The following is a 26,143-nucleotide window of genomic DNA, read 5'->3' on the forward strand; positions in this document are numbered from 1 at the left end:
TAAAGGCGGCCGCTGCCGCTTGTCCGCAATCGTTCGTCTCTCCGCAGGCGTCGGCGAAATGTTCAAAACCCAAAGAAACATGCGTTAGACCAAACAAGAAAGCTCCAGTCCAAGGATACCCATGGGCTGGAGCTTTTGCTTACTTTTTAAAGAAGGACTTCCTGCAAAGTATTAAAATTCGGACGTTTGGGACGTCCTCTTTTGAATTGCCGGGCAGTCCGCCCGCTTACAGCTTGAAGCGTTCCAACTGCTGCTGCAGCTCCTCCGCTAAGGTTGCCAGATACTTGGCGGAGACCGTCATTTCCTCCATGGCGGAAGTCTGCTCCTCGCTGGAGGCGCTGACGTCTTCGACGCTGGCTGCGCCCTTGGAGGAGATATCGGCCAGCACTTCCATCACATCCACCAGATCGCCGCTCTCGCCGCTGATCTGTCCTACCGAGCGCGCGATGGCTTCCGTCTGCTGGATGGCATCTCCGATCGCCGCGACAATCTCCTGAAAAGCGCCCGAAATCTCGCGGCTGCCTTCAACCCCTTCCAGCGCCAGCTCGGCGCCGACCGCCATCGCTTCTACGGCTTGCCCGGTCTGGGTCTGAATCTTGCCGATGATATCGGCGATATGCAGCGAACTCTGGGCCGTCTCGTCGGCAAGCTTGCGGATCTCTCCGGCCACCACGGCGAAGCCGCGCCCGGCCTCTCCGGCCCGTGCCGCCTCGATGGAGGCATTCAGCGAGAGCAGATTCGTCTGTCCGGCAATGTCGTTGATTGTCGTACTGATGACCCCGATCTCGTCCGACAGCCGGGCCAGCGTGCTGATGACCTCCCGGGTCGAAGACACGTTGGCATTGATCTCGCTCATTTGCGAGCTGACCTGTCCCACCTTGCCGCTGCCCTGGTCGGCCGATTGCGCCGCCAGATTCATCAGCTCGTACATCTTCACGCTGCCCTGCTCGACAGATTGCAGGTCTTCGGCCATCGTCCGCACTGAAGCATTCGTCTCGGCAATGCCGCTCTTCTGCGTGACGAAGCCCTCGGCCATCTCGGATGCCGCTTCCGCGATCAGCCGGGAGGCCAGCGAGGTCTGCTCGGCGCTGGCCGTCATCTGCTCCGAGGAGGACGACAGCGTCATCGCCGTTTCGGTAACTCTCCGCATCATGCTGCGCAGGCTCTCCAGCATTGCATTGAAAGAGCTGCTGATCTGCCCGATCTCATCCCGGGAGCGATACGGAACCGAAGCCGTAAGATCGCCGGATTGGGCTTCCTGAATGGATTTCTTCAGAATCGACAGCGGCTTCGTAATCAGACGCGAGGTATACCACACCGCCAGCACACTCAGCAGCGTAAAAATAACAATGAGGGCAATGCTGATGCTGCGCACCTGGTCCGCCTTCTCGTTCGCATCTTTATAATTGGCAACGGCAATCTGTTCAAGCTTCAGAGAGATCCCGTCGAGGAAGCTGTGCATCTGTTCCTTAAGCGTGGTGAACTCGCTGGTGTACGTTTTGTAGGCGTCCTCCTTCCGGTCGCTCTTGACCAGACTGATAATTTCATCCCGCTTGGCCTGATAGCGGCCGACAATCGTCTGGAACTGCTTCATGCTTCCCTCGACATCCAGCGAGTCCGACCGGATTCCGGCGAGTCTGCCTACTACGGTCTCATTATCCTTGCTCCGGCTCTCAATGTCGCTCAGCAGCTCATTCTCCTTGGAAGAGTCGGAATTGAGCATGAGCGACAGTAAATCCGACTCCATCACTTGAGTATTAAGCTGAATGCGGTCGACCCATCGTCCCGGAAGCAAATTCTGATTGTACATACTTGTAGCACGGCTGGCCAACTGCTGGCCGGAGGTAGTCCCGTATACACCGACGCTGATCAGCGCATACAAGATGATCATCACCATGATGGCAAGCTTGTAGGTAATCTTCAGGTTCTTCAAACTGCTACTCACTCTCCTGCTGCGTAAATTACAAATCCCCTCTCATTATCGGTCGTTTCATGAAATATTTTAGTTTTTTCAATCACTAATTTCATTCCAATTAATTGAATCAACTGACAAAATCCCGGGAAGGTTCCTTTGAAATAAACAAAAGACCGGCGAATTCGCATCCGCTGCGAATCCGCCGGTCTCTGTCAGGTTGGAGCCGTCCGCTTCGGCGCGCCGGTTCCAGTTGCCGCTCTAGCGGGTCTTGCCAACGTCCTTGCCTCCGTCCAGGGTATACCGCCACTCCACGATATCTCCCGGCTTCAGCGTGTACGCCCCGGCGCTCTTATCCGGGAATTCTCCGTTGACGCTGAACAGCCAGCCGCTCTCGGGACCCTCGTCCAGCTCATACAGATTGTCGATGCCTTCGACGTACCCGAGCGCCCCGCTTCCCCGGAACTCCATCTGAATCCTCTTCTTGCGAGTCAGCTTCTTCAGAACTTCAAGAACGCTGTCGCCCTCCTTGATCTCCACTTCGGTCGGCGGCAGAATCACGCCCCGGCCGCTGCCGCCCGTGACCGACAGCGTAACGCTGCGGGCTGCCGGCGACGCGGCTGCCGGGCTCGGGCTGGCCGCCGCACGCGGGCTATCCGCCCCGCCGGCCGGCGCAGCCGTCTTCTCCGCCGCCTTCGGTCCGGCGGCGGACTTCTGCGCGGGCTTCGCCGACGCCCGCGGCTTGGCGGCGTCCGGCTTCGCCGAGACGCCGGAAGCAGCCGGCGCGGCCGCTGGCGCGCCGGACGGGCGGGCCGCCGGTGCAGCGCCTGCGGCCGCCTTCCCGGCGCCGCTGCCTGCCGGCGCCTTTCCGGCCGCGCCAACCGCGGCTGACGCGGCGGGCGCCGCCGCAGGCGAGGCGGCGGACGATGGCGACGCGGCGGACGTCCCTGCCGGCGAAGCCGGCAGGGCAGAGGCCGCAGCCGATTGTCCAGCTGCGGACGGCTCGTCCGCCGGCGACGAGCAGCCGGCCAGCAGTGCAAGCGCAAGCGGCAGGGCCGCAAGCGCCCGGCGGGGACGCAGGCGCGCCGCGCCCCGGCGATGTCCAGGGTATGTCTTCTCAAGCCGCATAGCGTCCTCCTCCTCCTCCTCCTGTTCAGTCTGAACCGGGTTCATGCCCCGCTTCCGTTACCCGGTTAATCGGCATCCTGCTGAAGACGGTCGGCCACGACAGCCGCCATTTCCCGCGTCACCGGCGCATCCGGCAAGAACTTGCCGTACGCGCCCGAGAGATAGCCCTTCTCGGCGGCGGCCCGAACGGCATCGCGCGCGTAAGCGGCGATCTGCTTCTGGTCGCTGAAGCTTGGCGCAGACGCCGAAGCCTTGAGACCGTAAGAGCGGGCGAGCATAACCGCCATATCCTGGCGGCTGATCGGAGCGTTCGGCTGGAAGCTCGTGGCCGTAACGCCGCCCACGAAGCCCAGCTCCTTGGCTTTGGCGACATAGCTGTAATACCAGGCTCCCGGCTTCACATCCGTGAAGCCCGGTTGGGCCGCGCCTTCAGCGGACACGCCCGACAGCCGCACCAGCAGCGCGGCGAACTGGGCCCGCGTCAGGGAAGCCTTCGGCGCGAAGCGTACCTTCCCGCCGTCCGAAATGCCGTCCATCAGCTTGCTTGCGTACACCTTGTTCACCGAAGCTGCGGCCCAGTCGGCTATCTGCGCGCTGTCCGCATAGAGCGGCAGCACGGCCAGAGTTCCCGTATACCGAACCACGTCCGGCGCCTGGCCCTTCCGGTAACCGTTCACTTCAAGCGCATATTGTCCGCCCGACGGGATAGCGGCAAAAGCGGCATTGCCGTCTGCGTCCGTTACCGCCGCAGCACTTCCGACCTTGACCGTAACGCCGGCGGCCGGAGCGGTCTTCGCCTTCCCGCTCTCCCAATCCATCGCCGCCTTGGTCACATGCACCCGGAACGGCTTGCCGTGCTCCGGCAGCGCCGGCTCGGCATATACCGCATCGACCACCTGCGTATCTCCGCCGCCGTAATAGACCACCGCGCGGTCGCCTGTCTTCAGCTCGAACTTATCCATTCCGACCGACGGGAAGATCCATTCTCCGGCCCGCTGAACCGCGTAGCTCCAGCCGTCATAGCCGCCGTACAGTCCGTTCTGGACTCCCTTCACGCCCGAGACATAGTCCCCGAACGAAGCATGGGAGATCTCCAGTCCAATCCCGGGCGCTTGATTCAGCGCCTTCAGGGCATCCAGGACGTTCGCGGCTGCAAGCTCCGATTCCAGAACCGGCTTCTCCGGTCCTTCAATGACGATTTGGACGCGCGGCTTCCCGGCTGTGTCCGCCGCCGAAGCGGCCTGGGATACCGGGAACCGATACAGCGCTCCCTTGCCTTCCTTCAGCATCGTATAGGCATCCAGGGCAAGCAGAGCCTGCTCGGTCGCCAATTCATCCGACTTGGCCTTCAGCGTATGGCCGAAGCCGCCGTCTCCATTCCGGTAGCTCAGCAGCCGGTCCACGAGGCTGACGCCCGATTTGGTGAACCGGGCTTCGGTCGGATCGATGCCCGCCGAGGTCAGGGCGATGATGGCCTGCGCCACACTCTCGCTGCTGTCGCCGTAGCCGCCGCCGGCCTGCTGCTGGACGGACAGCCAATCGGCTGCCTTGTCCACCGCCGCAGCGGCCGCCGTCTGATCGCGGTGGGCAGACAGCGCAGTCAGCGCCATTGCCGTAAGATCCGGATCGCTCTTATCTCCCGTCAGAGCGAATCCGCCGTCCGGAAGCTGCTTGGACACAATCTCGGCAATCAGCTTGTCCGCATTCCACGGCGCCGATGCCGGTACGGCATACCCGCCCGCATCAAGCGCAAGCAGCCCGTAGATCGGGCCGTTGAGTCCCTGGGAAGTCATTTTCGCATGATTATAAATGCCTTGGACCAGGTTATAGCCGCCGATATTGGTGGCATCCATTCCGGCTGCCGCTGCAGCCAGCACCCGCCGCGAATATTCGGTCACCTTGGAATACGTTCCCTTGGAGGCCTTGATCTCCTGAACGAGATCCGTTTTATAACGTTCCGGCAGGGCTTGTCCGCTCCGGATCAGGCCGATGGCCTGCCAGTCGGAGGAGATTCCTCCCTTCAGTAAATAGGCCGCCGCGCCTTTAGCCGCCTGCGCAGCCTCGCTGCCGCTCGCGGCGGACGCCGTCCCGGCAGTCCCCCAGCCTCCCAGCAGCAGGACCGTCAGCATCAGAACCGCCATACAGGCGCTCCACGATTGGATCATGCGTTGTTTCATCTGTTCTTCCTCCCCTTGGCCGATTGCTTCGGCCGGTTATTAGTCCGGATGCTGGCGCGTTCGCGCTTGTCTCTTCCGCAGACGGCTCCTCTCCCCGCGAAACAAATAACGCCGCCCCTTAAGGGGCGGCGTTGACGGGTCCGTCTGCTTCATTTCCATCGTCGGAATCCGGCGCACATGCTGTCCGCATGACTGCCCGGGCTCCGCACTTCTTCGCCGCGCTCACACCCCGAAGAGCGGCGAATATACATCAAAAGGCAGGTCTCCTGGCTCATGCCTCAGACGCCGTCCCTCCGCCTTCCCGTTCGCTGGGCGAACAGTGGCCTACTTGCTGGAGGGGGGCTAAGCATTTACAGTGGCGGGACCGCGCCGGTCTTTCACCGGCTTCCCTATTAAGCGACTGGCCGTCTTGGCGGACAGATCGCACCTTTGAATGAATCCCGTATTCAATTTGAACATTCCTTATCATATCGGTAAAAGGTCCCGCTGTCCACACCCGGCATTTCCCTGCCGGATAGAAATCTTCTTCCCGCTTACTCCCCCGCGGGGGAAGCGGACGGCGCCGAAGCCGTTCCGGCCGGGCTCGGGGAACCCGCCGGAGAAGCCGCCGGCGCTGCGGCCGGCCCGGTGCTGGCGGACAGCTCCGCCGATGCGGGCAGCCCTTCCAGCTCTCCGGTCATGCTGCGGTAGACCATCGTTCCCACGGTGCCGGGATCTTGGGGCGAGGCTGTAGCTTCCGCCGGTTCAGAAGCAAGGTCCATACTGAATTTATCCCCGGGCTTCAGGTCTATCGCCGCATTGAACGCAAGCAGAACTTGATAGGAGGACGACAAGCCGGATACAAAAGGAACCGCCTGTACAGCGGCCGGGCCGGACGCCGGGGCGGCTGTTCCTTCGGCTGCGCCCGCAGATGCGTCCGCTCCCGGCAGCGCCGGGGAAGCGGACGGCATCGGCGAGACTGCCGCAGCGGGCGACGGCGATCCGCCGGCGTTCTCCGCCGTATCCGTGCCGGCGGCCGGCGCCGGGCTGGCGCCGTCAGGCGACGGTGCGGCGGCGCTCTCCGCGCCAGCCTCCTGCCCTTCGTTCAGCACCGTCTCCGGCCCGGCGGAAGAATCGGCACGGGCGGATGCGCCTGCGTTCCCGCAGGAGTGGACCGCCGAAGTCAGCGGGAAAGGTCCCTTCCACTCGCCCTTGCCGCCTGGCTGCACCGAAATTTCCCCGCCTGCCGTGAACGAGCCGCAGTCAGCGGCGGTGCGGAAGGTCAGAAGCACCTGACGCGCCGCTTCTCCGTCTTGCCCCGAATCGGCGGGAAGGATATACGCCGCAGCCGGGGTTCCCGCTTCTCCGGCGGGCGCTGTCTTCGGGTCGTCCTTGCCCAGAAGGCCGGCCAGCGCCGCGATCCCTCCGGCCAGCACCAGGATCGCCGGAATCAGAATCAGCAGCGGCCGGCGCCAGCGGCGGACCCACTGCTCCACAGGCGTCGCCAGACGGCTGCGGGCCTCCGCATAGGCTTTGAGCAGAGCGGGCCCGGCGGCGGCTTCATGGTTTTTGCGGAACTCGCGCGACTTGAAGGCTTCCCGGTCATGGGTCACCAAGTCTTTCACAATCGCCTGCCGGTAGCCCGGCTCCAGCCGGCCCGGCTCCTTCAGGAAGAGCGGCCGGTCCTGCGACCATTCCAGGAACCGGTACATCGTCTCCCGGCTGCCGCCGGACTTGCGCCGCACCTCGGCGAGCAGCGCCGCATATTCCAGCTGGCCTCCTTCACGGTCGGCCCGGCTGTGGTAATACGCCAGCGGCAGCAGCGCAAAGGGCTCCGCTCCGGGCGACTCCTGCAGCCACCGGCGGCCAAGGAGCTGGACCTCATCCAGCTCCTTGGGCGTCAGTCCGTCGAAGATATGCTCGTCCGGCTCCTCTTCCCCGAACCACCGGTAAGCCGCCCGCAGTACCTTGGCCTTGGAGCGGTCGTGGTGGCTCAGCGCCGGCTTCCACTCCGTCATGTCCGCCGGATAGCGGACGAACGGAATGTCGAGCAGCTGATCCGGCGTCAGCGTCTCCAGCGTCAGGCAATGCAGCAGATAGCGGTCGGACGCCGTGAGCAGCTCCTGCTGAAACGCCAGCGCTTCCGCCGGATAGCCCCCCCGCCGCCGCGCCTTCTCCGCCTTCTCGGCCTCGTCATGCATATCGGCGACGGCGCGGACCGGGTCCTCCTCCGTCTGCAGCTTCTCGATCAGAAAGTCCAGGACAGCGCCCCGGAAGGCTTGAAGCCGGGCCGCCTCCGGCATGAAGCGTCCCCAATGGACGGCGAACGCCATTACCTCACCCGCGCCGGAGGCCTCCGTCAGGCGGCGCTCCATATACGGCTGGAACAGCAGGCGGGTGAAGTCCGGCATCGCCAGCACCCGCCGGAAGAAGGCGGCGGCGAGCTCGCCGTCGCTCTCGACCAGCCGGTAGCCTTCCTCCAGCAGATCGGTGCGCCCCGCAATTTCGGCATTCAGCAGACCATGGATGAAATAATCGACCGCCCGGCCCCGGTTGCTGTGCCCCTCCAGGCCGAAATGGCGCCGGTAAGCGCCCATAACGGCGGGCAGCGGCATGCTCTTGCTCCGCACCGCGGCATACTCCCGGTCCAGAAGCCCCAGCAGCAGATCATGCAGCGGCGCTCTGGCTTCCACGGACGCGGCGTCCGGCAGCCAGTCCAGCAGGCTGTTCAGCACAGCTCCGCGGTCCTGCTCGTAGAGCGCCTCCTCTCCCCCCGCAAGCCGGTAATAGACGGCCAGTTCATTATAGGCGGATACCGACAGACGCCGTTCGGCCTTCTCGCCGCGCAGCAGCCGGTCCGCCCAGTCCGCGAACGCTTCGGCCTCTTCCCGGTTCCGCTGAAGCAGCTCCCAGATGAGCTCGGCATACGGCTGCGGGCCATCTCCGAAGTCCGCGTTCCAGGTCCGGCCGCCTGCCAGATCGAACCCGTAATCCTTCTCGATATTCCGGTCTCCCGGACGCAGGCTGCCGCTCTCGACAAAGGTCAGATGAATGTATTTGCGGCTCTGCGGTTCACTGGCATAGGTCAGCACGCCCAGCCGGCGGCGGAACTCCTGCGGGAGCGCCGACATCAGCAGCTCGGTCACATCCGCCGCCCGGTTCGGCAGTTCTCCGACCGGAACGTCCAGGGTCACATACATCTTCTTCTTGCCGGAGACGGCGTTCATCGCCGCCTGCAGCAGCGCCTGAAAGGTAGCCCGGTCAATGCCGAGCTTGGCCAGCTCCGCTGCGGAGAGAGCCGCCCTTCCGCGGGAAGACGGCACTGCCGGCAGCTCAGGCAGCGTTCCGCCCGGTTCGCCTTCGTAACGCTCGGCGAAGTCCGCATGCAGCCACGCGCCGTACTCCGTTACAATATCCTCGGACCGGAGGGCCGGAACGATATAGTTATGCGTGAAGAATGCGCTGCGCAGCCCCGTGAAATCCGCGGCCTTGTAGAGGCTGCGGCCGATCACCGTCTCTCCGCTGTCCGTATGGAACAGATGGACCGCCGCCGGATACTTCGATTCCTCCTTCTCTCCCGCTGCGGAGAGCTCCGCCGGGGCGTCGTAGAGACAGAAGGGATGCAGCACTTTTTTGACAAAATTGCCGTCCAGCTTGTCCGACTTGGCCACCGTATCGAAGCCTTCGGTCGTGCGGAACACGCCGCGCCGCTCGCGGGTGTACATCTGCTGCAGAATGCCCGAATCGATCACGCGCGGTCGCTCCCCTCAATGAAATTCAGCTTATAGAGCAGCCAGAGGAACGGCTCATCGACCCGGATCGGGCTGACGACGCCCTCTATGCGCTGGCCGACCGGGTTGCTGCCGAGGGCCGACACCGCGAAATAGGCCGTATTGGCAAAATACACGTCCATCGTATCCTTGAACGGCCGGTCCACCTTGCCGATGAACCGCCGGATTTCGCCGTCGATGTTGTCCACCTCGCCGAGATTCAGCGTCCCCCGGTGCACGTAATTATTGAATACATTGCTGTTCGCCTTGATATAGTCGCCGTCCTCGTCCTTCAGGGAATGGAGCATGTCGCTCTTCGCCAGCACGATGGCGGTCGGAATCTCCGTCCGGCTCTTCTCCTGGTAGGCGATGAAGTCGCCGAACATGGTCAGGACCACGTCGCGAGGTTCATCGTACTGGGAGACGAACGCGCCCGGATGATCACCGAGATTGATCCGGATCTTCTCGCGGATGGAACGGATCTGCAGCGGATCGACCATGAACAGAATGCCCGCCGAGTTCTTGATATGCTGGCCGTGCAGGCCCAGGTAATCCTGATCCACCATGCCCTCGCCGGCCACATCGAAGAAGACCAGCGTCAGCGGAGGCTTGCTCTCGTCCTTGAATACGAACTGGAAGATGAACGGCTCCTGCATCTTCTCCTTCTGCGTCGAAGCCAGCAGATCGCCCCGCTCGAACAGCGGATCTTCGTAGAGCGACCGGAACTTGCGGCTGATCTCGGCGTTCAGCGGCATGCAGGCTGCGTCGAAATGTCCGGCCGTCGTATGCTGGAGCGTATGGATCAGGGAGGTCATATAGACGGATTTGCCGACCTGCGACGCGCCGATAATCGAAATGATGTTGCTCGGCACCTTGCCGGCGGTCACCGGGAGCTCGTTGTGGCAGTGCGGGCACAGCCGCCGCCGGGTCAGCACCCCGTAGCGGTCGGTCAGTCCCGTCAGCACATGGTCGCTGTAATGGCGGTGCTCCTCGGGGATATCGGCGGGGTCCAGAATCGCTTCCAGATCATCCACCCCGTCCAGGCCAAAACGCTCCCGGTAGCGGTTGAGCACCGCATCCTCCGAAGGCGCGTAGTTCTCGTCGTCCTCCCGGCTGTGCGCCGCGCGGAAGACCACTTCATCCGGCCCAAATTTGGCAAAGCAGTACGGACAGACAATATCGTAGAACAGCGGCCGCGGCTGCGGCTGGTTCTTCTTCAAGAATCGGCTGAAAAATGACATGAATTCTCCTCCTCCAAAACAGTCGGCGGGACCGCTTGTCCCCGCGGCCGGACCGCGCCGGGAGTTCTCAACGCTGTGCGCCAGACTCCCGGCCGCCGTCCCGCCGGGCCCGGCCGCAGCGCAGGACCTGCATCCCTCGGGATACAGCGCGCTGCGGTTCCGGGCGTCCGGTCATTCGGTATCCGGATCTCTGGCATCCGGATCTCTGGGCATCCGGTCTTTCGGTATCCGGTCTTTCGGTCTGTGTCTTCTACTCCGGCACCAGCTCGTAGTAACGGGCCTGGCGCGGGCCGTCGGTAAAGAACAGCCGGATATAATCATCCGGCCCGATTTCGATCGGGGGCAGCGCGTTCACGCCGGGGGCGAAATCACGGACGAACGGGTAGCGAATGCCGTCTTCCTTGTCCTGCGGGTATCCGCCCCGCTTCTTGACGTAGCACAGCACATCCTTATCGACGGGCGTCTCGGCCGTGACTGTAATCTGCGCCGTTCCCGACTTGCGCAGCAGCCCGCGTCTGCGATGAACCGAGTAGCCGATGCGGGCTTTGCCCGCGCCGACCGTCACCTGGTCCCCGCCGTCCGGGCGGCGGACCAGCCGCGTTCCTTCCTCATCGGAGAGCCGGACGTAGACCGCGTAGCGGACCGGTCCGATCTCCTCCATCCGGTCGCGGTACCCGCCGGCGGCCTTGTATTCTTCGCGGGTGTAGAGCTTGAAGCCGCCCGGCGCCTCTTCCGGCCCGGCACCCTCCGGCATTTTGGCGATGCAGACCGCCTGGGCGCCTTCCGGCCAGTGCCAGCGGAGCGTGCAGACCCGGTCTTCGACGCTGGCCTTCAGATCGGAGACCGCCGGCCGTCCTTCTCCCGGTTCAATAAATTCCATGCTGTCGTTCCTCCCTGCTGTACGGGGTCAAAATCCTTTGCTGCTCCGGCCGCCCGGCCGGCGGTAGCCGGAAGACGGACCCTGCGGAACCGGGTCCCGTCTTCCGCGCCGGACCATCCGTCCCTCGCCGATGGGGATGACCGCCGTGAACAGCGCCATCACTCCTGCGAGCAGCAGCACGGCGATCAGCCGGATTACGCCGTTCAGGAAGCCGTTGCTTCCGAGGCCGAATTCCAGCGTCAGTCCGGCCAGCAGGCCGGACACCGCTCCGCCGGTGCCGAAGCTCCGCGCCAGATAGCGGTTGTCGAAGATGATGCCCAGACCGATGCCGAGCGCCGTTCCTGCCAGCAGCAGCGCAAGAACTCGCACCGCCGCATAATACGGGCTGTCCGCCGTGTCGTCCGTGCGCTCCGTCAGCAGCGTGCGGTCGCCGAGCCGGTCATAGATTTCCCGGAATACGGCTCCCAGCCGTTCCGCGTCCTCCACATCGTAGTACGCGCCGCCGGTAGACGCAGCCATATCCCGGAGCAGGCTCGTACCGGAGGCTTCCGTCAGCGCAAGGCCGATCGTATTGACCGCAACCTCCCGCTCCCGGTATGCGGCCAGATCGCTCTCCAGATCAAGCGAGCTGACCCCGTCCGAGAGCAGGATGACCATCGCGCCCCGCTCCTTGCCGGAAGCGCCGGTAATGACGTTCATCGCCTCCGCAAGAGCGCCGCGCAGATTGGTTCCTCCGTCGGTCGTGGACAGGCCGCCTATCGCCGCCAGCACCCGTTCCCGGTTGTTTCCCTTCAGCCGGATCAGCGGCTGGGCTACAGCCGCCTCGTCGCTGAACGAGACGACGGCGACCCGGTTGTCGCCGTCCATCGAGGCGATCAGCTCCCGCGCCGCTTCGTAGCGGCGGTTGGACGGGTCGCTCTGGGACATGCTGCCGGAGTCGTCGATCACCAGCACAATATCCTTCACGGGCTTCGAGCCTCCGAAATTCAGCTCATAGATGAATTCCGTCAGGGAACCGACTCCCAGCAGCAGCGCGACGGCCAGCGGCAGCAGCTTCCACGACAGTCCCAGGTAACGCTGCCGCCAGGACGCGCCGTTCAGTCTCGGCGATATCATTTCCGCCAGCAGACAACCGGCTCCGACGCCCAGCGCGACCAGGGCAAAATAGAGGCCGACGACGAGTATCGGCGGCCATTCCTCCAGCTTCGCGCCAAGCAGCAGCTCGCCTGCGGCAAAAGCCGCCGCGCCTCCGGCAAGGCTGAACAACAGCAGGAGTGCATTGATTTTACGCTGCATGCTTCAACATCCTTTCCCCCATCGAGCGGACCGAGAGTCCGCTCTTGTTGTGCGCGGGCCGGCCGGACTGTGCCGCTGCCCGCATTCTTCGCCGCCCGCCTTACCCGCGCAGCGGCGGCAGGTCCCCGCTCTCATCCGCATGCAATTCGTATCCGTTCTGAAGGTACGTCTCATAATAGATCCGGCCGTTGCGGTAATAGAGCAGATCCTCCAGATGGAAGCCGCCCATCAGGTTCAGCTTGGAGACCCCGCTGCGGCGTTCCTCATGGACGAAGCCGACCCGGTAATTGCGGGTCGTCTCTCCCTGGGCCAGCGCATAGCGCAGGAACTCGGAGCCCGAATCCCCGAAGAAATACTTCTCCTCGTGCCGGTGCTCCTGGGTGTACTGGAGCAGGCGGACATTGACCGCTGCTCCCTCCTCCAGATTCCGGTACAGCCGACGGAACAATTCTTCCTTCGGCAGTACCTCCCGGTTCTCGTACGCCGCCGCGACATTGGCCCGCCGCAGCAATTCTTCCTCGAACGGCAGTCCAAAAGCCGGCGATGCCAGCACCTCCCGTTCACACAGCGCGACCAGCTCCCGGAGGAAAGCCTCGCCGCCCCGGTCCAGCAGAGCCGCGGGATCGCCCAGCATCCGTTCCGTGAACCACACGCCGGGTCCGCGTCTGGATTCGGCCTCCGCCAAGACCTGCTCCGTCACGCCCGCGTAGTACTCCATAATGTTGCGGCCCGTATCGGAGTCGTTCCTGCCGATGGCTTCCATCGCGGCAGCTCTCAGTTCCTCTTCCAGCTCTTCCATCAGCCGCGCCCGGCGGCCGTTCTCCGCATTCAGCCGGTCCAGCGCATCCTCCAGCCTGCGGCAGAGCGCAAGCTCGGTCTCCAGGCGAAGAATGCCGTATCTGCGGCCATACGCTTCCTCGAACAGATAGCGGACGGCGTTGCGGACCGTCCGCTTATCCAGCAGAGGCACGCGCGGAATCGGCAGGCGGCCGACTTCCGCTGCATACAGCCCGGCCAGCTCCTCCCGCGCGGTCGCTATCGCCGAGCGCAGCCCGGCCATATGCTGGCGGAGACTGTGCCGCACGCTTCCGGCCTCGTCGCGGTCGGCGGTCCAGCGGGCCAGCTGCATGAAGTTCGGCGGCGCGGGCATCGCCGCCAGCGAACGCAGCAGCTCGCGCTCCGGATCGGCTTCCTCCAGCCTTCGTCCGGCCGGAGCCTCGAAGTTCGCGCGGAAATAGCTCTCCGCGCCCTCGCCGAACAGCAGCTCCTCCGCCTCCCGGAGCGACAGCCGCCGCAGCTCTGCAAAGGACGGCTGCGTATGCGCCATCAGGCCGTTCATCTCGGCCAGCTCTTCCGGCTCCGGCAGCAGCCTTCGGGCCCGCTCCCGGAGGCTCGCCTCGTCCATTCCCATCAGCCCGAGCCGCTCCCGCGGGCTGAGGCCGCTGCTCTGCCGAAGCTGACCGGCCAGCAGGCGAAGCAGATGATACAGCACGGCCAAGGCGATCTGCCGGTTCGGCCGGGTCACCTCGGCGAAGCCCGCCGAAGCGTAGGTCTCCCGGCCCGATACCCCGCGGATGCCGCTCTTGAAGGCGGCGTTGTTATAGCCGCCCTGTCCGCCGTAGCCGCCCGGGCCGTGTCCGGCCGAAGCGCCTCCGCCCGCCGGACGCACGGCATTCTTCAGCAGGCTGATATGCGAGATCATCTCGTAGTTGTCTTCCATGCCGCGGGGCGAGACAATGCCCCGCTCATTCTTGTCGGACAGGCAGTAGACCAGATCGAACAGCGGCGCCGGGCCGTGGCTGACCGGAATCGACAGCCCATCCTCCGTCACCAGCAGCGGTGCGGTCAGGGCATAGTCTGACGCCTGCATGCCGTCCAGCTCCCGCAGAAAGGCGAGTCCGGCGGAGCTGGCATAGCCGAAATGCTCCGCCTGCTCCCGCTCGGAGATCAGGACGAACAGGTCGGTTCGCACCGACTTGAACGACTGGGCCAGCACGGTGCGCGCCAGCAGCGCAATCTGGGGCAGCAGAATGTTCGCGGGATCGTCGACCATCGTCACGATCGACAGATGAATCACATCGAACGACGAATAGAGACGTCCGTAATCCGCAATTTCATTGCTGATCCGCCGCAGCGCGGTGTTCATCCCGGCGAGATAAGCGGATTGCTCCTGAAACGCCCGCCAGACGTCCCGGCGGACCGTTCGGGGGTCTCTGCCCCCCACAGCGGGGAGCGCCATCTTCCGGACGGCCAGGTCCGGCAGCCCCGGCTTCGGGGCTGCTCCCGGGGACGGCTCTCCCGCATCGGAGGCCTCCTCCGGCGCGGCATGCAGCGCCAGCACGCCGCCGGCATTATCCCATTTGCGGCGGCAGCTCTGCACGACCGGCGAGATCGCCGGCTCGCACCGGGCTCCGAGGAACAGGAAGAGCGCCGGGTAATGAATGCTGGTGCGGCCGTCGCCGCTGCCCTGCTGCGCCTCCTCCCGGAGCGCATAGCCGTCCGCGAACTGCTCAAGCATCGCGCGGCCCATCTTATTTCAGCCTTTTGCGGATCGCGCTTAGCTTGCCGGTCATCGTCTGGTAGAACGCGTACATCTCGTCTCCGTCGGCATGCTCCGCACGTTCATACTCCAGCGAGTCGCGCGCTTCCAGGAAGGTGACGTACAGATTCTCCAATCGGTAGAGCAGCGGCGCCACGTCCTCGGAAGCCGTCATTTCGGCCGCGCGCTTCGCGGCTTTGCGCTGCAGCGCCGCCCGGCTCTTCTCGTCCAGGCTGCGATAGTGGCGGTACACCGCGTATTCCACATAGTTGCGTTCCTTCATCAGGTTGGCGAACGGCTCCCAGCTCTCTTCGTCCTCATCCTTGTCGTAGACGAACAGCGCGCCTTTCTTCGCGATCGTATCGGTGTAGAGCGCCTCGAGGAACTGATCCAGCCACTTCTCTTCGTCCCGGTGGCGGCCCAGAAGCGACTCCAGCTCCGCCGATTTGGCCGCGAGCGCGTCGTACTTCGCCAGCTCCTCCCGGACACGGGCGATCAGCAGCGGTGTGCGGATCAGATTCTCCCGCGCCAGCTCGCGGGTTACGCTGCCGAAGATATCCCGGGCGCCTTCCCGCACGAGTCCGCCGTCCCGCAGGCGCTTCAGCTCGTCGGCCGCCTTTCTCACTTCACCGAGGTTCGGGCGGCCGGAATCCAGCCGCAGATCGAACGCCCGAAGCACCGCCTCCACATCAAGCGGCCCCGTCAGAATGACCGAATAGCGGCTGCTCGTCTGTTCCGCCGCGCTCTTCTCGGCGATGACGCCCAGCTCCAGCGCCCGGTCAAAGTCGGCGCGGACGCCGGAATTGTACGCCTTGACGCGGAAGTTGCTGTACGTATCGCCCCAGGATTGCTCCGGAATCGGCGACGGCAGGTAGGTCCAGTTCTCCCTCTCCGTCATGACCAAATGGCGTCCGATGCCTTCCTTATCGAGAATCGTACGCTCGTAGTTCTCTTCGTAGACCTTCAGCGGCGTATAGACGAACAGCGGCACTCCGTTGCGCGTGTTGAGCCAGAAGATCCGGTTCTTGACTTCGCTCTCCTTGATCGTAAAATGCGACTTCCCGAGCGCATTGTCCTGATACGCTTTGATTCCCTTCAGGATGCCCGGCGCCTTGACCGGCACCGAGACGAAGCCCCAGGACGGAAAATGCAGGCTGCCCGAGCTGTTGCTCAGGTGGAACACCGGCACGGCTTCATCATCCAGCTTGCCGGCTATCGTCCGCTCCACCAGCTTGTCGAGCGGCTCGTCCTTGCCGAACTTCATAACCAGGAAGTCTTCCATGGAGCGGGTGATGAGATCGCCGAACTTGTCGCTCAGGAACTCCGAGATCGAAGCGACGATGTCGATATCCTGCTCCTGCACCCAGCGGCTGGAATGGCGCAGCATTTCGCGCGAGAAGTCGCGGATCAGGTCGTCGCCGTCCTTTTGGTCCATCAGCTTCGAGATCGTCCCGGCAATGTCGGGTACGCTGACAATGTTCCAGTAGTACGTCTTGTTCCCCTTATGGTCGGTCTGCTCCTCGCCGCTCGTCAGAATGTCGCCGTTCTTCTCGAAGATTGCGCTCAGCGCGTTCAGAATCTCCGTAAATACGCCGTAGATTCGGCTGTTCTCTTCATTCAGCAGCTCGAACAGGTCTTCGTAGAACTCGATCATCCGCTCGGTCCGCTCGACATCGGCGTGCAGCCAGTATTCGTTGATCTTGGCTTCGATATAGGCGTTCTTCTTCTTCTCCTTGGAGACAAAAGCGCTCCGCGCGTCGCCCAGCTTGTCGTCGGCCGCATCCCGGGCCGCCTCGATGTCGCGCGGCAGGCGCAGCAGTCCTTCGCGCAGCGTCTCAACATAGGACTGGATCAGCTTCAGGAGACAGAAGCCTTTTTCGGTATAGATCAGCCGGGAGACATAGAAGGGGCCCTGCTCGGGATGAAGGAACGTCCGCTCCATCTCTTCGCCGAATTTGGCCACAATCTCGCCGGGAAGCTGCTTGCGGGTCTTGATGTACTCCTCCCGGGCGCGGGCCAGGAAGCCCTGCTCCAGTTCGGTATCCATATCGACGACCTGGTTCTTGATGACGTTGGCGTGGCTCAGCCGCTCGCTGTTCTCGAAGCCCGGCAGCGGCTCCGGCACCCGGGACTCGAAGGTCTTGACCATGGTGTCGAGGTCGATGCCGAGCTTGCGGGCGGTCTTCTCCACATCCTCCTGGCCGGGAGCCTGATGGAACATTTTGTCCATCTTGTCGAACAGCCGGTAAGCCAGATAGGTCGTCATTTCCTCAATCGGCAGCACGGCGGAAGACGCCCCGATGATGTTGTATTCATAGTTGGCCGGATAGGACTTGTTCATCTGCGCGATGTTCGTCCGGATATTGCTGATATAGTCGTGAATCGCGAACTCCTCGCCCGACTGCTTCTCTTCGCTCGCCATGAAGTTCGTAATGTTCTCGGCCGTCACGTTCATGCAGTAGTCATAGGCGTTCTCCAGCAGCTTGCCCTCGGTGTTCGTCGCCGAGATCAGGTGGCAGAGATTGAACGGCGGCAGCGGCGAATTGACCGTCAGGATGTTGCCGTACTGCTGGCGGAAGCGTTCGCCCCGGCTGTCCACGTTCATCCAGTAATCCAGTTCCTTGAGCGCGGCATAGCCGTTCTTGCGGACATACTCGCGCGTGTGTTCGCTCAGACTTTTATTGGCCAGGTTGACGTCGGGCGTGAACAGATAGCCGAGCGTGTTGACCCGGTCGATGCCCGCCGAACCGTAGTCCCGTTCAATCAGGCCCCGGACGATGTAGGCGATGTCGAGGAACGTTCCGCTGCCCGTACCGCCCGATAGGCCCGTCAGCAGGAAGACCATCAGCTTCTTGTTCGTGCCAACCGACAGCGTCTTGATCTTCTTGTCGATGGCGCCGACGACCTGGTTGATCTTCGTGAACAGCAGCAGCCGTCCCGCCTGGCGGACGCCGGCGGCGCCGTTCATCCCGTCGGTGATGCTGAGCTCGGGCGAGAGCCATTCCGTAATATAGGGATCGAGAATGCTGCGGTTCTGCAGCAGGCCGCCGATCTCGGCGTTGGCCAGCAGCACGAATTCGTTCTGGGAATCGAGGCCGACGCCCCGGTAGCGCTTGCCGCGGTCCTGCTCGTTCGTCTCAAAAGCTAAGAATTCCACATTGTCCGGTTTGTCCCGCTTCTTCTTCGTAATCGGGTCCTCCGGCAGCTTGAACCGCCGGTTGATCTGATATTTCAGCCGCAGCAGGGCGTCGATGCCCGTACCCCCGAGGCCGATGATCAGAATCGGGTTGTCGATGGTATCGACCCGGATTTTGTCGCTGACGATACCTCCTCCGAGCGATACGTCCAACTGCTGGATATGCTCTCTAACGACCGGTTTCATAAGTGGTGTTCTCCTCTCGTTCGTGCGTCTCTTACTTCAAATATTCCAGCAAAATGCTCTTGTCCACGGTATGCAGCTGCACGGCAATGCGGTCGCCGCTCTTCAGTTCCAGCCCCCGGACGGTATCGACCGCCCGGCCCGATTTCTCGACTGCGGTATCCGGCCCGCCCTTCAGCACGATCCGGTCGCCGGTCCCCGGACGGAACACCAGGTTCTCCGTCTCTTTCAGCTCCGGGGCGAGCTGGAGAAGCTGATGCAGCGTGAACTTGCCGCGGAACCCGCTCAGCTTCTTGTACTGCGGGTACGTCTTCTCGCCGGTGTTGCCGTCTACCACTTCGACGACCATCTGGCCGACGAAGCCGCGGTTCGCCTTCTTGTAGAACAGCCACGCGGCGGCCGCAGCGGCCAGCACCGCCAGCGCTCCCAGCGCGATCAGGATATTGCGGAGCGTATGGCCGCTGCCGGACTCGCTGCCGCTGCCCGCTCCGCCGGCCGGAGAGGCCGCCGGGACCGCTTGGCCGCCTGCGTTGATCTTGACGGCGGGGCTCTCCCGGTAGAAGCTGCTCTCTTCGGCCCGGACCTTCAGCTCGTAGTTATGGCTTGCTTGGACCTGGAAGGTTCCCTTGAAGACGCCCTGCGTATTGTCGAGCGGAAGCTTCTCGGTCTTGCCGGTGTCCAGATCCGTCGCCAGAAGGACCGCCTTCATTCCGGCATAGAGCCCCGCTTCCTTCACCTGTGAGCCGCTGCTCATCAGATGGGCGGAGATATCGAGCTTGTCGCCCTTCTTGTACACTCCCGGAGCCGGCGAATCGACAGCCAGCGTCAGATCGTAATTGAAGATCAGATTAATGTCGATCTTGTCCTTCGGCACGCCCTTGACCGAGAGCTTCCAATCTCCCTCCTGAGGGGACTGGAGCTTGATGAGACTGTAGGTCTTGGATTTGGAGAGCAGCACGCCGCTTGAAGGGATGGCGACGTCCTTTCCCTTGGGATCGGTCAGCTTCGCGGTGACCGGTTGATCCGAGATAATGGAAATATTGGCTTCCAGCACGCTTGCGTTCGGCACGGATACCGTCACATCCTGGTAGTCTCCGTTCGCCGTCAGCGACTGCACCGGCACGACCTTCAGCTTCAGATGGTCGGCAAAAATTTCGCTCAGAATCTCCGGCAGATCATCCGCCGTATTCGTCGCGAACGCCTTGCCGCCGCTGTCCTGCGAGAGCTGCGCCAGCTTGGCCTTGTTCAGCTTCCCGTCGGCGTTCAGCCCGATGGTATAGATCGGATAGCCGTTCTTCTTGGCCGCCGCTACGGCGTCGGCCAGTTCCCGGTCAGACTCGCTCTCTGTCCGGCCGGTCGCTTCGTTGAAATCGTTGTTGCCGTCGGCGAGCATAACGATCATCGGCTCATGCGAAGCGTCGCTGCCGTTCTGCAGCACTTTCACCGCTTCCTCGACGCCGACGGCGATATCGGTATAGGCCCCGCGGTCCAGGCCGTCGATGAAATCTTTCAGATCCTGCTTGTCGGAAGCGGACTTCACTTCCATCAGCGCCTTCTCGCGCTGTACCTTATCGGTATAGGCCACGATGCCGACTTTGTCCCCCTGCACGGACAGCATATCGACGAACAGCTTCATGGCCTCCGCGGCGATTCCGCCGGGATCGCTCGTCTTCATGGAATTGCTGACGTCCAGCAGCAGCACGGCGTCGATCCGAGACGCCGCCCCTGCCGGCGTCTTGGCCGAAGCGGCTGCCGCATGCGCGGCGGACGGCTCGCAGACAAGCGCGAGCAGGAGCAGCACGCTCAGGAACGCAGCGGAAATCCGGGTTCGGATGTTATCAATCGTCAAATGTCGAAACATGGCACAACTCCTCTAATCATTAGGTGTTCGGCCAGGCGAGCGCCCGCTGGTCGGGGCAGCTAAAATCTGTAAACAGCCTGCCATTATGATATAATTAAACCCTTCAAACTTCAACCGAGGCCAGGCCGGACAAGGCGGCAGGAGCGCCTTGACAGCGGCCGGCGCATCGAACGCCGGCGGCTCTGCTGCCATTGTAGCGGATGTACATTAAAGGAAGCTGAAGTCCGCGGCCCGGTAAGGAAAGGACCAAATTATGATTACATACGCAATATTGGGACTTGCGTTTCTCTATACGGCGATCCAGGCCATTCTGCTGCTATTGCGCCGCCGCAAGCCCGTCAGCCGGGAAGAGATCGACGAGCGGCTGCTCGCTTCGCTGAACGGGGGGAACCGACCGTCATGAAGACTGCCAAGAGACCCGTCGTGCTGCGCCCGTTCCGCTATCCCCGCTATTCGTTCGACGCGCTTCGCGTCTGTACGCGCTGTTCCCGCTATACGGCTCTCGCCGGGGAGCGCTGTCCGGCCTGCGGCAGAGCGTCGCTTCTTCCGGTGGAAGCCAAGGCAGCCTCCCTGGCTTCCAAGCGGCGCACGGTCCGGCTCGCAGCCGTGCTCATCCTGTCCGCTGCGGCCGTCTATTTCGCTGCCGACGGATCGCAGCGGTTCATCGCCCTTGCAGCCGGCCTGCTGCTGACCGTACTGCTGTCCTGGCTGCAGCTCCGCGCCCGCCTGACCGAAGACATCCGCTCGCTGGACGAGCTGTTCCGCCGGGATATCGGCCTCATCCGGGAAGGGCTGGAGGGCGACCGCCAGGAGGCGGTATCGGTGCTGCGTGAAGACGATGTGCTTGCCTATGAAAAGCTGCGGGAGGTCTCCGTGCTGCTCCGGGGCGACCGGGTCTCCCGCCAGCGCGTTGCGCTGCTGCACGGCTTCCAGCTCCGCAAGGACATGGATCTGGAGATGGAGTCCCTGATTCTGCGGGACTTCGAGCCGCTGCTCGCCGAGTACATCGGCGAAGTCGCGAAGCTGAAGCCGGAGCTTATCAAAGACCGGACGCTCCGCTACTGCCAGCTTCATGAAGCGCAGATTCTGGAAATGAAGGAGGGCCCGGCCATTCTGACCGCCGTCGCTGCCGCCGCCGTCCGGATGAAGCGCTACTGCCTGCTGTACTCCGGCTTCATCGGCCGTTATGCCGACGGTCTTCCAAGCGACCGGTTCCTCCGCCTGCTCCGGCTGGTGCAGGCCGACCCCCGGGAAGCCTGGAACGGACTGGACGCCATTGTCCGGGACATCGCCGGGAACCGGGGCATCCCGGAGGCACGGTCTCATTGATGGCCCCTGCCATTGGCCCTGCCGGGATAGGCGCGGCAAGGGTTCGGTTATTGGACGCCGCCGGGCGTCCCCTTCCCTGCACTCTGCGCTGCGGCGCCGCCGGGCAGTCCGGATAACCGGGGCCCAAGACCCAAAAAACCAGCGTTCCCTCCGCCAAGGAAGGAACGCTGGTTTTTGGACGTTTATCCATATGGGTACTGCTTAGAAGCCAGGCGTTATTCGCCCGGGTAGACAAGCCCCCACTGCTTGCGTACACGATCCAGCAGCCCCATGATCTCCAAGGATTCATCCAGCGGCATCACCGGGCTCTCCTTCAGACCTGCCCGAAGGCAGCGGGCCACTTCGTCGGCCTCCAGCACATAGCCCTCGCAGACGCGGTCGTCCTCGAACCGCTCGACTCTCTCGTCTCCCGCGTACAGCTCGGCCGCATACGGATTAACCGGGGTCAGCGGGATATAGATACGGCCTTCTGTCCCGTAGATGTGCACATCGTTGGCCATGCCGAGCCGGATGGCGCCGGCCAGCTGGGCCGCCTTGCCGCCTTCATAGCCCAGCAGCAGCGAGAACTGCTCGTCGACGCCCGTCTCACCGATGTGTACCGCGCTCTGCACGTCCTTCGGGGACGGACCCAGAATCATGGATGCCAGAGCGACCGGATAAATCCCGACATCCAGCAGCGCGCCTCCGCCAAGCTCCCGGTTCAAGAGCCGCCCCTGCGGATTCCAGTCGGACCGGAAGCCAAGCTCTGCCTTGACCAGCTTCACTTCGCCGATCTTTCCGGCGGCAATCCATTCCCTGACCTGCACCATAGCCGGAATGAACCGGCTCCACATCGCTTCCATCAGGAACACGCCGTGTTCCCGGGCACAGGCGACGACCTCCTCCAGTTCGCTGCGGTTAAGCGTGAACGGCTTCTCGCAGAGCACCGCTTTGCCCGCGCGCAGCGCCAGCATGGCGTTCTCTTTATGAAAAGGATGCGGCGTTCCGATGTAGACGGCCTCTACCTCGGGATCGGCTACCAGTTCCTCGTAGCTGCCGTAGGCCCTCGGAATGCCGTGCTTGCCGGCAAATTGTTCCGCGCCCTCCGGACTCCGCGAACCGACTGCAAAGGCAGCCCCCTCCCGGCTGTAGGCCAGATCGCGCACAAACTTGTCGGCGATTACTCCCGTACTGATAATCCCCCAACGCAGGGGAACCTTCTTGTCAGCTTCATTAGGCATCGTTGGTCAATTGCTCCCTTCGTGAATTTACACCATTGCCGCCAGCGCGGAAATCCCGATACCCGAGAAGAGCAGAACAACGACGGCGCTGGACACATTCCATAGGGCGGCACGGGTCTTCGGCAACATGTCGCCGAAGGACGCCGCACTGCCGAGCATCTGGCGCAGACCCAGCATGAACAGCAGCCCGAGTTCGCCAAGCCCTGCCAGCAGCAGCAGCTCCCAACTGGTCTTCGGGACGAACCGGTCCGCCGCGCCTCCTCCGTCATAATGAATCGGAACCATATCGGGCATTCGCGGGTAGAGCAGAAGATATACGGCAAAAGGGATGATTCCAATCAGCACGCTTGCGATTATCCATCGTTTGGTCCGGGCCACGGTCAGCGCTCCTTCGTCGGTTCCATTCGGCCTCACCGTCATCGCCCTGTCTCTCGCAAGCTGTACTTCTCCCGTATGCGCGGCGCTCCGAATGTAAGGCCTTTCTTATCCATACCTTGTCATTATACCATCGTTTCAGCGTCCGGTGCGCCGTCATGTTATAATGAAACGAACGACCGAACGAACCGGAGGTTATTAATCATGCTCACTTTTGAACAGAAGCTTCGCATTCTGGATTCCTATCCCGAACTGACGCGCAGAGACGTCTCGCTCGGCCGGGTAAATTACAGTCTGGAGACCAGTCTTCATGACAAAAAAACCGTCGCCTACCATCTGCATCCGAACGGCAACGGCTATGTCTATGCCGGCCTTCTGCGCGGCCGCGAGACGGACGCCAAGGGTCTCGTCAACATCCGCGAATTTGAAGAAGCCGAGCTGCGCGAGCTGGTGGAGGCCTCCATCGCTTCCTTGTCCCAGGCGCCGGCTGACGCCGGCACCTCCGCCCCCCGCAAGCCGAAGAAAGCCAAGAACAATTCGGTCTGGCTGGACGCGGACGGCAGCGTCCTGGAACTGAAAGCCGAAGAAGGGCTCTGGTATCTCTACTCCGGTCCCAATCTCGACATGGCGTTCGAGACGCGCGCCGAGGCCGAGGAGTATCTCGCGGAGGAAGGCTTCACGGAGAAGCCGGAGTAGAATAGCCGCGAGCGGGCCGCTTCCGCTTCACTCCGGCCTACCGGAGATCACAAAAGGCCGAGCGCCGGCACCCGGAAGGGTATCGGCGCTCGGCTCTTTTGCATCCTAGTCTATATGCTTATTCGTCCGCGTCCTCCCGCTTTCGCGGCTTCGCGGTATCTCACCGGCCTCAAGCCTGGCGGAAATGCCGGCGCAGCAGACCGGTCAGCTCCTCCCTGTGAGCATGCGGATCGTAAGCGGAATTATTCACGGTATGGACCGGCATGTTCAGTTGACCCAGGATCTTCCGCTCCAGGGCTCGGCGGGCTTCCAGCACCTGCACGGTCCCTTCCAGCCCCCGGAGTCCCCGGCGCAGCCCGTACCCCTGGCCGGTGTAATACGCCATGAAGCCTTCCGACCATTCCCTCGGCCGGTCCGCTACCGCCTTGCGGAATGAGAAATTCAGATCCTCCTGCTCCACGTAGATCAGCATCGGCTTCAGAGGTTCGATCAGCGAAGCCAGCTCCGCCACATAGGCCTGCGTCTCCGCATCCGCCGCCCCGTACTTAATCATCCCCACGGTAACCGGATTCTGAATGAAGCAGCATTCGAACACGTACACTCCGGATTCCCTGCGGGCCGTCTCCGCGAATCTTCTCCATTTGGCGGCGATCAGCTCCCGGTTGCGCGCAAGCGGAAGCTCATAGATATCATATTTCTGTGCGGCTTGAAGCCAGGCGTTCTCCGCTTCCTGCCCGCTGCCTCCCTCGCCCGCCCCTGCGCGCTCTTCCCGGATTCGGCGGTATTCCAGCAGATAATGGCCGTCCTGCCGGACAAGCCGGTCTTCGATTTCCTCTTCCGGCGGGTTATAGGCCTTCTTCCAGGCGGCGTATTCCGCTTCGGTGAAGCCGGACACCCCGTCGTAATCGGCGGGATGATTCAAGTCCCCTTCCGCATACAGCCGGGAACTCAAGCCCATCTGTGTCAGCGTCTCATGCACGAAGGCGGCGGTGGTCGTTTTGCCCGAACCGGGCAGCCCTTCAATCAAGATCAATTGGGCGGTCATGGTCATTTCCCCTTTCGCAGTTGAACCCCGGAGGGGACAGCGTGCCTCGCGGGATGCGCCTTATCCCAAGCCAAAGAGCGGATACCACAGGTATCCGCAGGCCGGTTCGCACAGCCCCTGTCCCTCTTCCGTTTCCTTGCAGGCAGGCATGTCAAATCCGGCAGCAAAATTGCTGCGCGGCGGCATCCCGGCAAGACTTGAAGACTAGGTTACAGGTTCATCCACATGGCGGGTTCGGGGCTCCTTCGTGCGCATCTTGCATCCAGCTTACCATCCTGCCGCAAATGCAACAAGCCTTCCGCGCCTTTACGTCTTCAGCGCCGGCGGTTCCGCTCCCGGGAAGGCCCGCCCCGGCCTCTCCGTTTGCCTCTGCCTCTGGCTTGGCTTCCCCTTCTACGGCCGGACCAGGCGCGCCCGGACAGGGACCGCGCGCGCCGCCGGACTGCCGCGGGAGAAGATGTCTTCCCGGCGCTTGCCGCACGGCCCGCCTGTCTGACATCCATGGCGAATGGACGCTCCCCGGCCGAAGGTTCCTCTGCCGGAACGAATCGGAGCGCCGCCGCGCCCGGCGGCTCCTCCAGCGGGCAGCGGGCGATCCGGTCCAGTTCCTCCTCCGGCAGCGGCTCTTTGACCGCCAGCAGATGGTACATGATCCGGTGCGCGACGTTAAGCTGCGATTGCCGGAGCAGCGACAGTTCGAACCGGTCGTAGAGACCGGCATACTGCGGGAAGTGGAAGACTTCCATCCGCAGCAGCCGAAAGTCGGTTCCGGCCGTCTGCGCCGCTCCCTTGACCAGCGACCATTCCTCGGGAAGCGGAAAAGCGTCCTCCCATCCCGCCGACTCCGCAGGCGGATAGGGCGACCAGAAGCGCGGGGAGTGCTCATTGAACCGCTGGCGCAGATAAGGATTGGCCATATGGACGGCCGCGTGCGCATAGGGGGCAAGCAGACAGACGACCGCCTTATGCCGGCAGACCCGGAACAGCTCCCCAAGAGCTGCCGGCAGGTCCCGGGCATATTCCAGGCAGCCTTCAAGAAGAACCGCATCGACCGTTCCGTCGCCGAACGGCAGCCGTCCCTCCCCGGTCCAGGGCAGACTCCGGGACGAAGGCGACGCGTAATCCCTGCAAGCCGTGCCCAGCTCGATTCTCATGAAGCTCCCCCACCTTCATCAGCGCTATGGGTTAAGATATGAAGCTTCCCGGCCGGCGGAAGCGGCGGCTGTCCCCCGGGCTCCGGCCGCGTCAAGGCGCGGCCCCAGGGCAACGCATACGAAAGAGCCCTCCGGCCTGAAATATGGCGGGAGGGCTCTGGG

The 26,143-nt window shown here is 63.1% G+C and carries 17 protein-coding genes and 1 riboswitch; of the genes, 3 read left to right on the forward strand and 14 right to left on the reverse strand.

Annotated features, from left to right (window positions below):
* Nucleotides 1–226: 226 nt before the first annotated feature.
* The 10 genes from F4V43_RS10325 to F4V43_RS10370 form a co-directional block, all read right to left on the reverse strand.
* Nucleotides 227–1,945 (reverse strand): methyl-accepting chemotaxis protein, encoded by a 1,719-nt coding sequence (locus tag F4V43_RS10325; protein ID WP_150458171.1) that lies wholly within the window; start codon nt 1,943–1,945, stop codon nt 227–229.
* 228 nt (nt 1,946–2,173) lie between these two features.
* Nucleotides 2,174–3,040: a DUF4430 domain-containing protein gene (locus F4V43_RS10330; RefSeq protein WP_150458172.1), complete on the reverse strand. Its 867-nt coding sequence runs from the start codon at nt 3,038–3,040 to the stop codon at nt 2,174–2,176.
* A gap of 65 nt (nt 3,041–3,105) precedes the next feature.
* Nucleotides 3,106–5,217, reverse strand: coding sequence for an S-layer homology domain-containing protein (locus F4V43_RS10335; protein WP_150458173.1), 2,112 nt, complete (start codon nt 5,215–5,217; stop codon nt 3,106–3,108).
* A 238-nt stretch (nt 5,218–5,455) separates the two neighbouring features.
* Nucleotides 5,456–5,663: riboswitch (cobalamin riboswitch) on the reverse strand.
* 87 nt (nt 5,664–5,750) lie between these two features.
* A complete protein-coding gene (locus F4V43_RS10340) occupies nt 5,751–8,948 on the reverse strand; it encodes a hypothetical protein (RefSeq protein ID WP_150458174.1) in 3,198 nt (1,065 codons plus the stop codon).
* On the reverse strand, nt 8,945–10,207 hold the full coding sequence (locus F4V43_RS10345; RefSeq protein ID WP_150458175.1) for a hypothetical protein: 1,263 nt from the start codon (nt 10,205–10,207) through the stop codon (nt 8,945–8,947). Before F4V43_RS10345 ends, F4V43_RS10340 begins: the two co-directional genes overlap by 4 nt.
* Before the next feature lie 250 nt (nt 10,208–10,457).
* The gene (locus F4V43_RS10350) at nt 10,458–11,087 is read right to left on the reverse strand and encodes a beta-mannanase (RefSeq protein ID WP_150458176.1); all 630 of its coding nucleotides are present in this window, start codon (nt 11,085–11,087) and stop codon (nt 10,458–10,460) included.
* 27 nt (nt 11,088–11,114) lie between these two features.
* Complete coding sequence (locus tag F4V43_RS10355) at nt 11,115–12,383, reverse strand: vWA domain-containing protein (protein WP_150458177.1); 1,269 nt, start codon at nt 12,381–12,383, stop codon at nt 11,115–11,117.
* Between the two features lie 100 nt (nt 12,384–12,483).
* Nucleotides 12,484–14,913 (reverse strand): transcription initiation factor TFIID, encoded by a 2,430-nt coding sequence (locus tag F4V43_RS10360; RefSeq protein WP_150458178.1) that lies wholly within the window; start codon nt 14,911–14,913, stop codon nt 12,484–12,486.
* Between the two features lies 1 nt (nt 14,914).
* Nucleotides 14,915–18,304, reverse strand: coding sequence for a tubulin-like doman-containing protein (locus F4V43_RS10365; RefSeq protein ID WP_150458179.1), 3,390 nt, complete (start codon nt 18,302–18,304; stop codon nt 14,915–14,917).
* A 31-nt stretch (nt 18,305–18,335) separates the two neighbouring features.
* The gene (locus F4V43_RS10370) at nt 18,336–20,162 is read right to left on the reverse strand and encodes a vWA domain-containing protein (RefSeq protein WP_150458180.1); all 1,827 of its coding nucleotides are present in this window, start codon (nt 20,160–20,162) and stop codon (nt 18,336–18,338) included.
* 253 nt (nt 20,163–20,415) lie between these two features.
* Here F4V43_RS10370 and F4V43_RS19715 point away from each other — a divergent pair, with 253 nt between their 5' ends.
* Entirely contained in the window at nt 20,416–20,565 is a 150-nt protein-coding gene (locus F4V43_RS19715; protein WP_191089553.1) for a hypothetical protein, read from the forward strand.
* Nucleotides 20,562–21,491, forward strand: coding sequence for a hypothetical protein (locus F4V43_RS10375; protein WP_150458181.1), 930 nt, complete (start codon nt 20,562–20,564; stop codon nt 21,489–21,491). The genes F4V43_RS19715 and F4V43_RS10375 overlap by 4 nt, the downstream gene beginning before the upstream one ends.
* Before the next feature lie 215 nt (nt 21,492–21,706).
* Here F4V43_RS10375 and F4V43_RS10380 read toward each other — a convergent pair whose 3' ends face one another.
* The gene (locus F4V43_RS10380; protein ID WP_150458182.1) at nt 21,707–22,711 is read right to left on the reverse strand and encodes a Gfo/Idh/MocA family protein; all 1,005 of its coding nucleotides are present in this window, start codon (nt 22,709–22,711) and stop codon (nt 21,707–21,709) included.
* 27 nt (nt 22,712–22,738) lie between these two features.
* Nucleotides 22,739–23,131: a DUF1648 domain-containing protein gene (locus F4V43_RS10385; RefSeq protein ID WP_150458183.1), complete on the reverse strand. Its 393-nt coding sequence runs from the start codon at nt 23,129–23,131 to the stop codon at nt 22,739–22,741.
* Between the two features lie 159 nt (nt 23,132–23,290).
* Here F4V43_RS10385 and F4V43_RS10390 point away from each other — a divergent pair, with 159 nt between their 5' ends.
* Nucleotides 23,291–23,782: a hypothetical protein gene (locus F4V43_RS10390; RefSeq protein WP_150458184.1), complete on the forward strand. Its 492-nt coding sequence runs from the start codon at nt 23,291–23,293 to the stop codon at nt 23,780–23,782.
* A gap of 169 nt (nt 23,783–23,951) precedes the next feature.
* Here F4V43_RS10390 and F4V43_RS10395 read toward each other — a convergent pair whose 3' ends face one another.
* Together F4V43_RS10395 and F4V43_RS10400 are read right to left on the reverse strand one after the other, a co-directional pair.
* Nucleotides 23,952–24,827 carry a hypothetical protein gene (locus tag F4V43_RS10395; RefSeq protein ID WP_191089554.1) on the reverse strand — a complete coding sequence of 292 codons (876 nt, stop codon included), beginning with the start codon at nt 24,825–24,827 and terminating at the stop codon, nt 23,952–23,954.
* 314 nt (nt 24,828–25,141) lie between these two features.
* Nucleotides 25,142–25,981: a methyltransferase domain-containing protein gene (locus F4V43_RS10400; RefSeq protein ID WP_150458186.1), complete on the reverse strand. Its 840-nt coding sequence runs from the start codon at nt 25,979–25,981 to the stop codon at nt 25,142–25,144.
* Between the last annotated feature and the right edge of the window lie 162 nt (nt 25,982–26,143).

Source organism: Paenibacillus spiritus (assembly GCF_008710135.1).
In the GTDB taxonomy this organism is placed as follows: Bacteria; Bacillota; Bacilli; order Paenibacillales; family Paenibacillaceae; genus Paenibacillus_AQ; species Paenibacillus_AQ glufosinatiresistens.

Excerpts from the sequence above, each read along its gene's own strand:
- F4V43_RS10330 (WP_150458172.1), bottom strand. The coding sequence starts at position 3,040 with ATGCGGCTTGAGAAGACATACCCTGGACATCGCCGGGGCGCGGCGCGC.
- F4V43_RS10335 (WP_150458173.1), bottom strand. The coding sequence starts at position 5,217 with ATGAAACAACGCATGATCCAATCGTGGAGCGCCTGTATGGCGGTTCTG.
- F4V43_RS10345 (WP_150458175.1), bottom strand. The coding sequence starts at position 10,207 with ATGTCATTTTTCAGCCGATTCTTGAAGAAGAACCAGCCGCAGCCGCGG.
- F4V43_RS10350 (WP_150458176.1), bottom strand. The coding sequence starts at position 11,087 with ATGGAATTTATTGAACCGGGAGAAGGACGGCCGGCGGTCTCCGATCTG.
- F4V43_RS10355 (WP_150458177.1), bottom strand. The coding sequence starts at position 12,383 with ATGCAGCGTAAAATCAATGCACTCCTGCTGTTGTTCAGCCTTGCCGGA.
- F4V43_RS10360 (WP_150458178.1), bottom strand. The coding sequence starts at position 14,913 with ATGGGCCGCGCGATGCTTGAGCAGTTCGCGGACGGCTATGCGCTCCGG.
- F4V43_RS10365 (WP_150458179.1), bottom strand. The coding sequence starts at position 18,304 with ATGAAACCGGTCGTTAGAGAGCATATCCAGCAGTTGGACGTATCGCTC.
- F4V43_RS10370 (WP_150458180.1), bottom strand. The coding sequence starts at position 20,162 with ATGTTTCGACATTTGACGATTGATAACATCCGAACCCGGATTTCCGCT.
- F4V43_RS19715 (WP_191089553.1), top strand. The coding sequence starts at position 20,416 with ATGATTACATACGCAATATTGGGACTTGCGTTTCTCTATACGGCGATC.
- F4V43_RS10375 (WP_150458181.1), top strand. The coding sequence starts at position 20,562 with ATGAAGACTGCCAAGAGACCCGTCGTGCTGCGCCCGTTCCGCTATCCC.
- F4V43_RS10380 (WP_150458182.1), bottom strand. The coding sequence starts at position 22,711 with ATGCCTAATGAAGCTGACAAGAAGGTTCCCCTGCGTTGGGGGATTATC.
- F4V43_RS10385 (WP_150458183.1), bottom strand. The coding sequence starts at position 23,131 with ATGACGGTGAGGCCGAATGGAACCGACGAAGGAGCGCTGACCGTGGCC.
- F4V43_RS10390 (WP_150458184.1), top strand. The coding sequence starts at position 23,291 with ATGCTCACTTTTGAACAGAAGCTTCGCATTCTGGATTCCTATCCCGAA.
- F4V43_RS10395 (WP_191089554.1), bottom strand. The coding sequence starts at position 24,827 with ATGACCGCCCAATTGATCTTGATTGAAGGGCTGCCCGGTTCGGGCAAA.
- F4V43_RS10400 (WP_150458186.1), bottom strand. The coding sequence starts at position 25,981 with ATGAGAATCGAGCTGGGCACGGCTTGCAGGGATTACGCGTCGCCTTCG.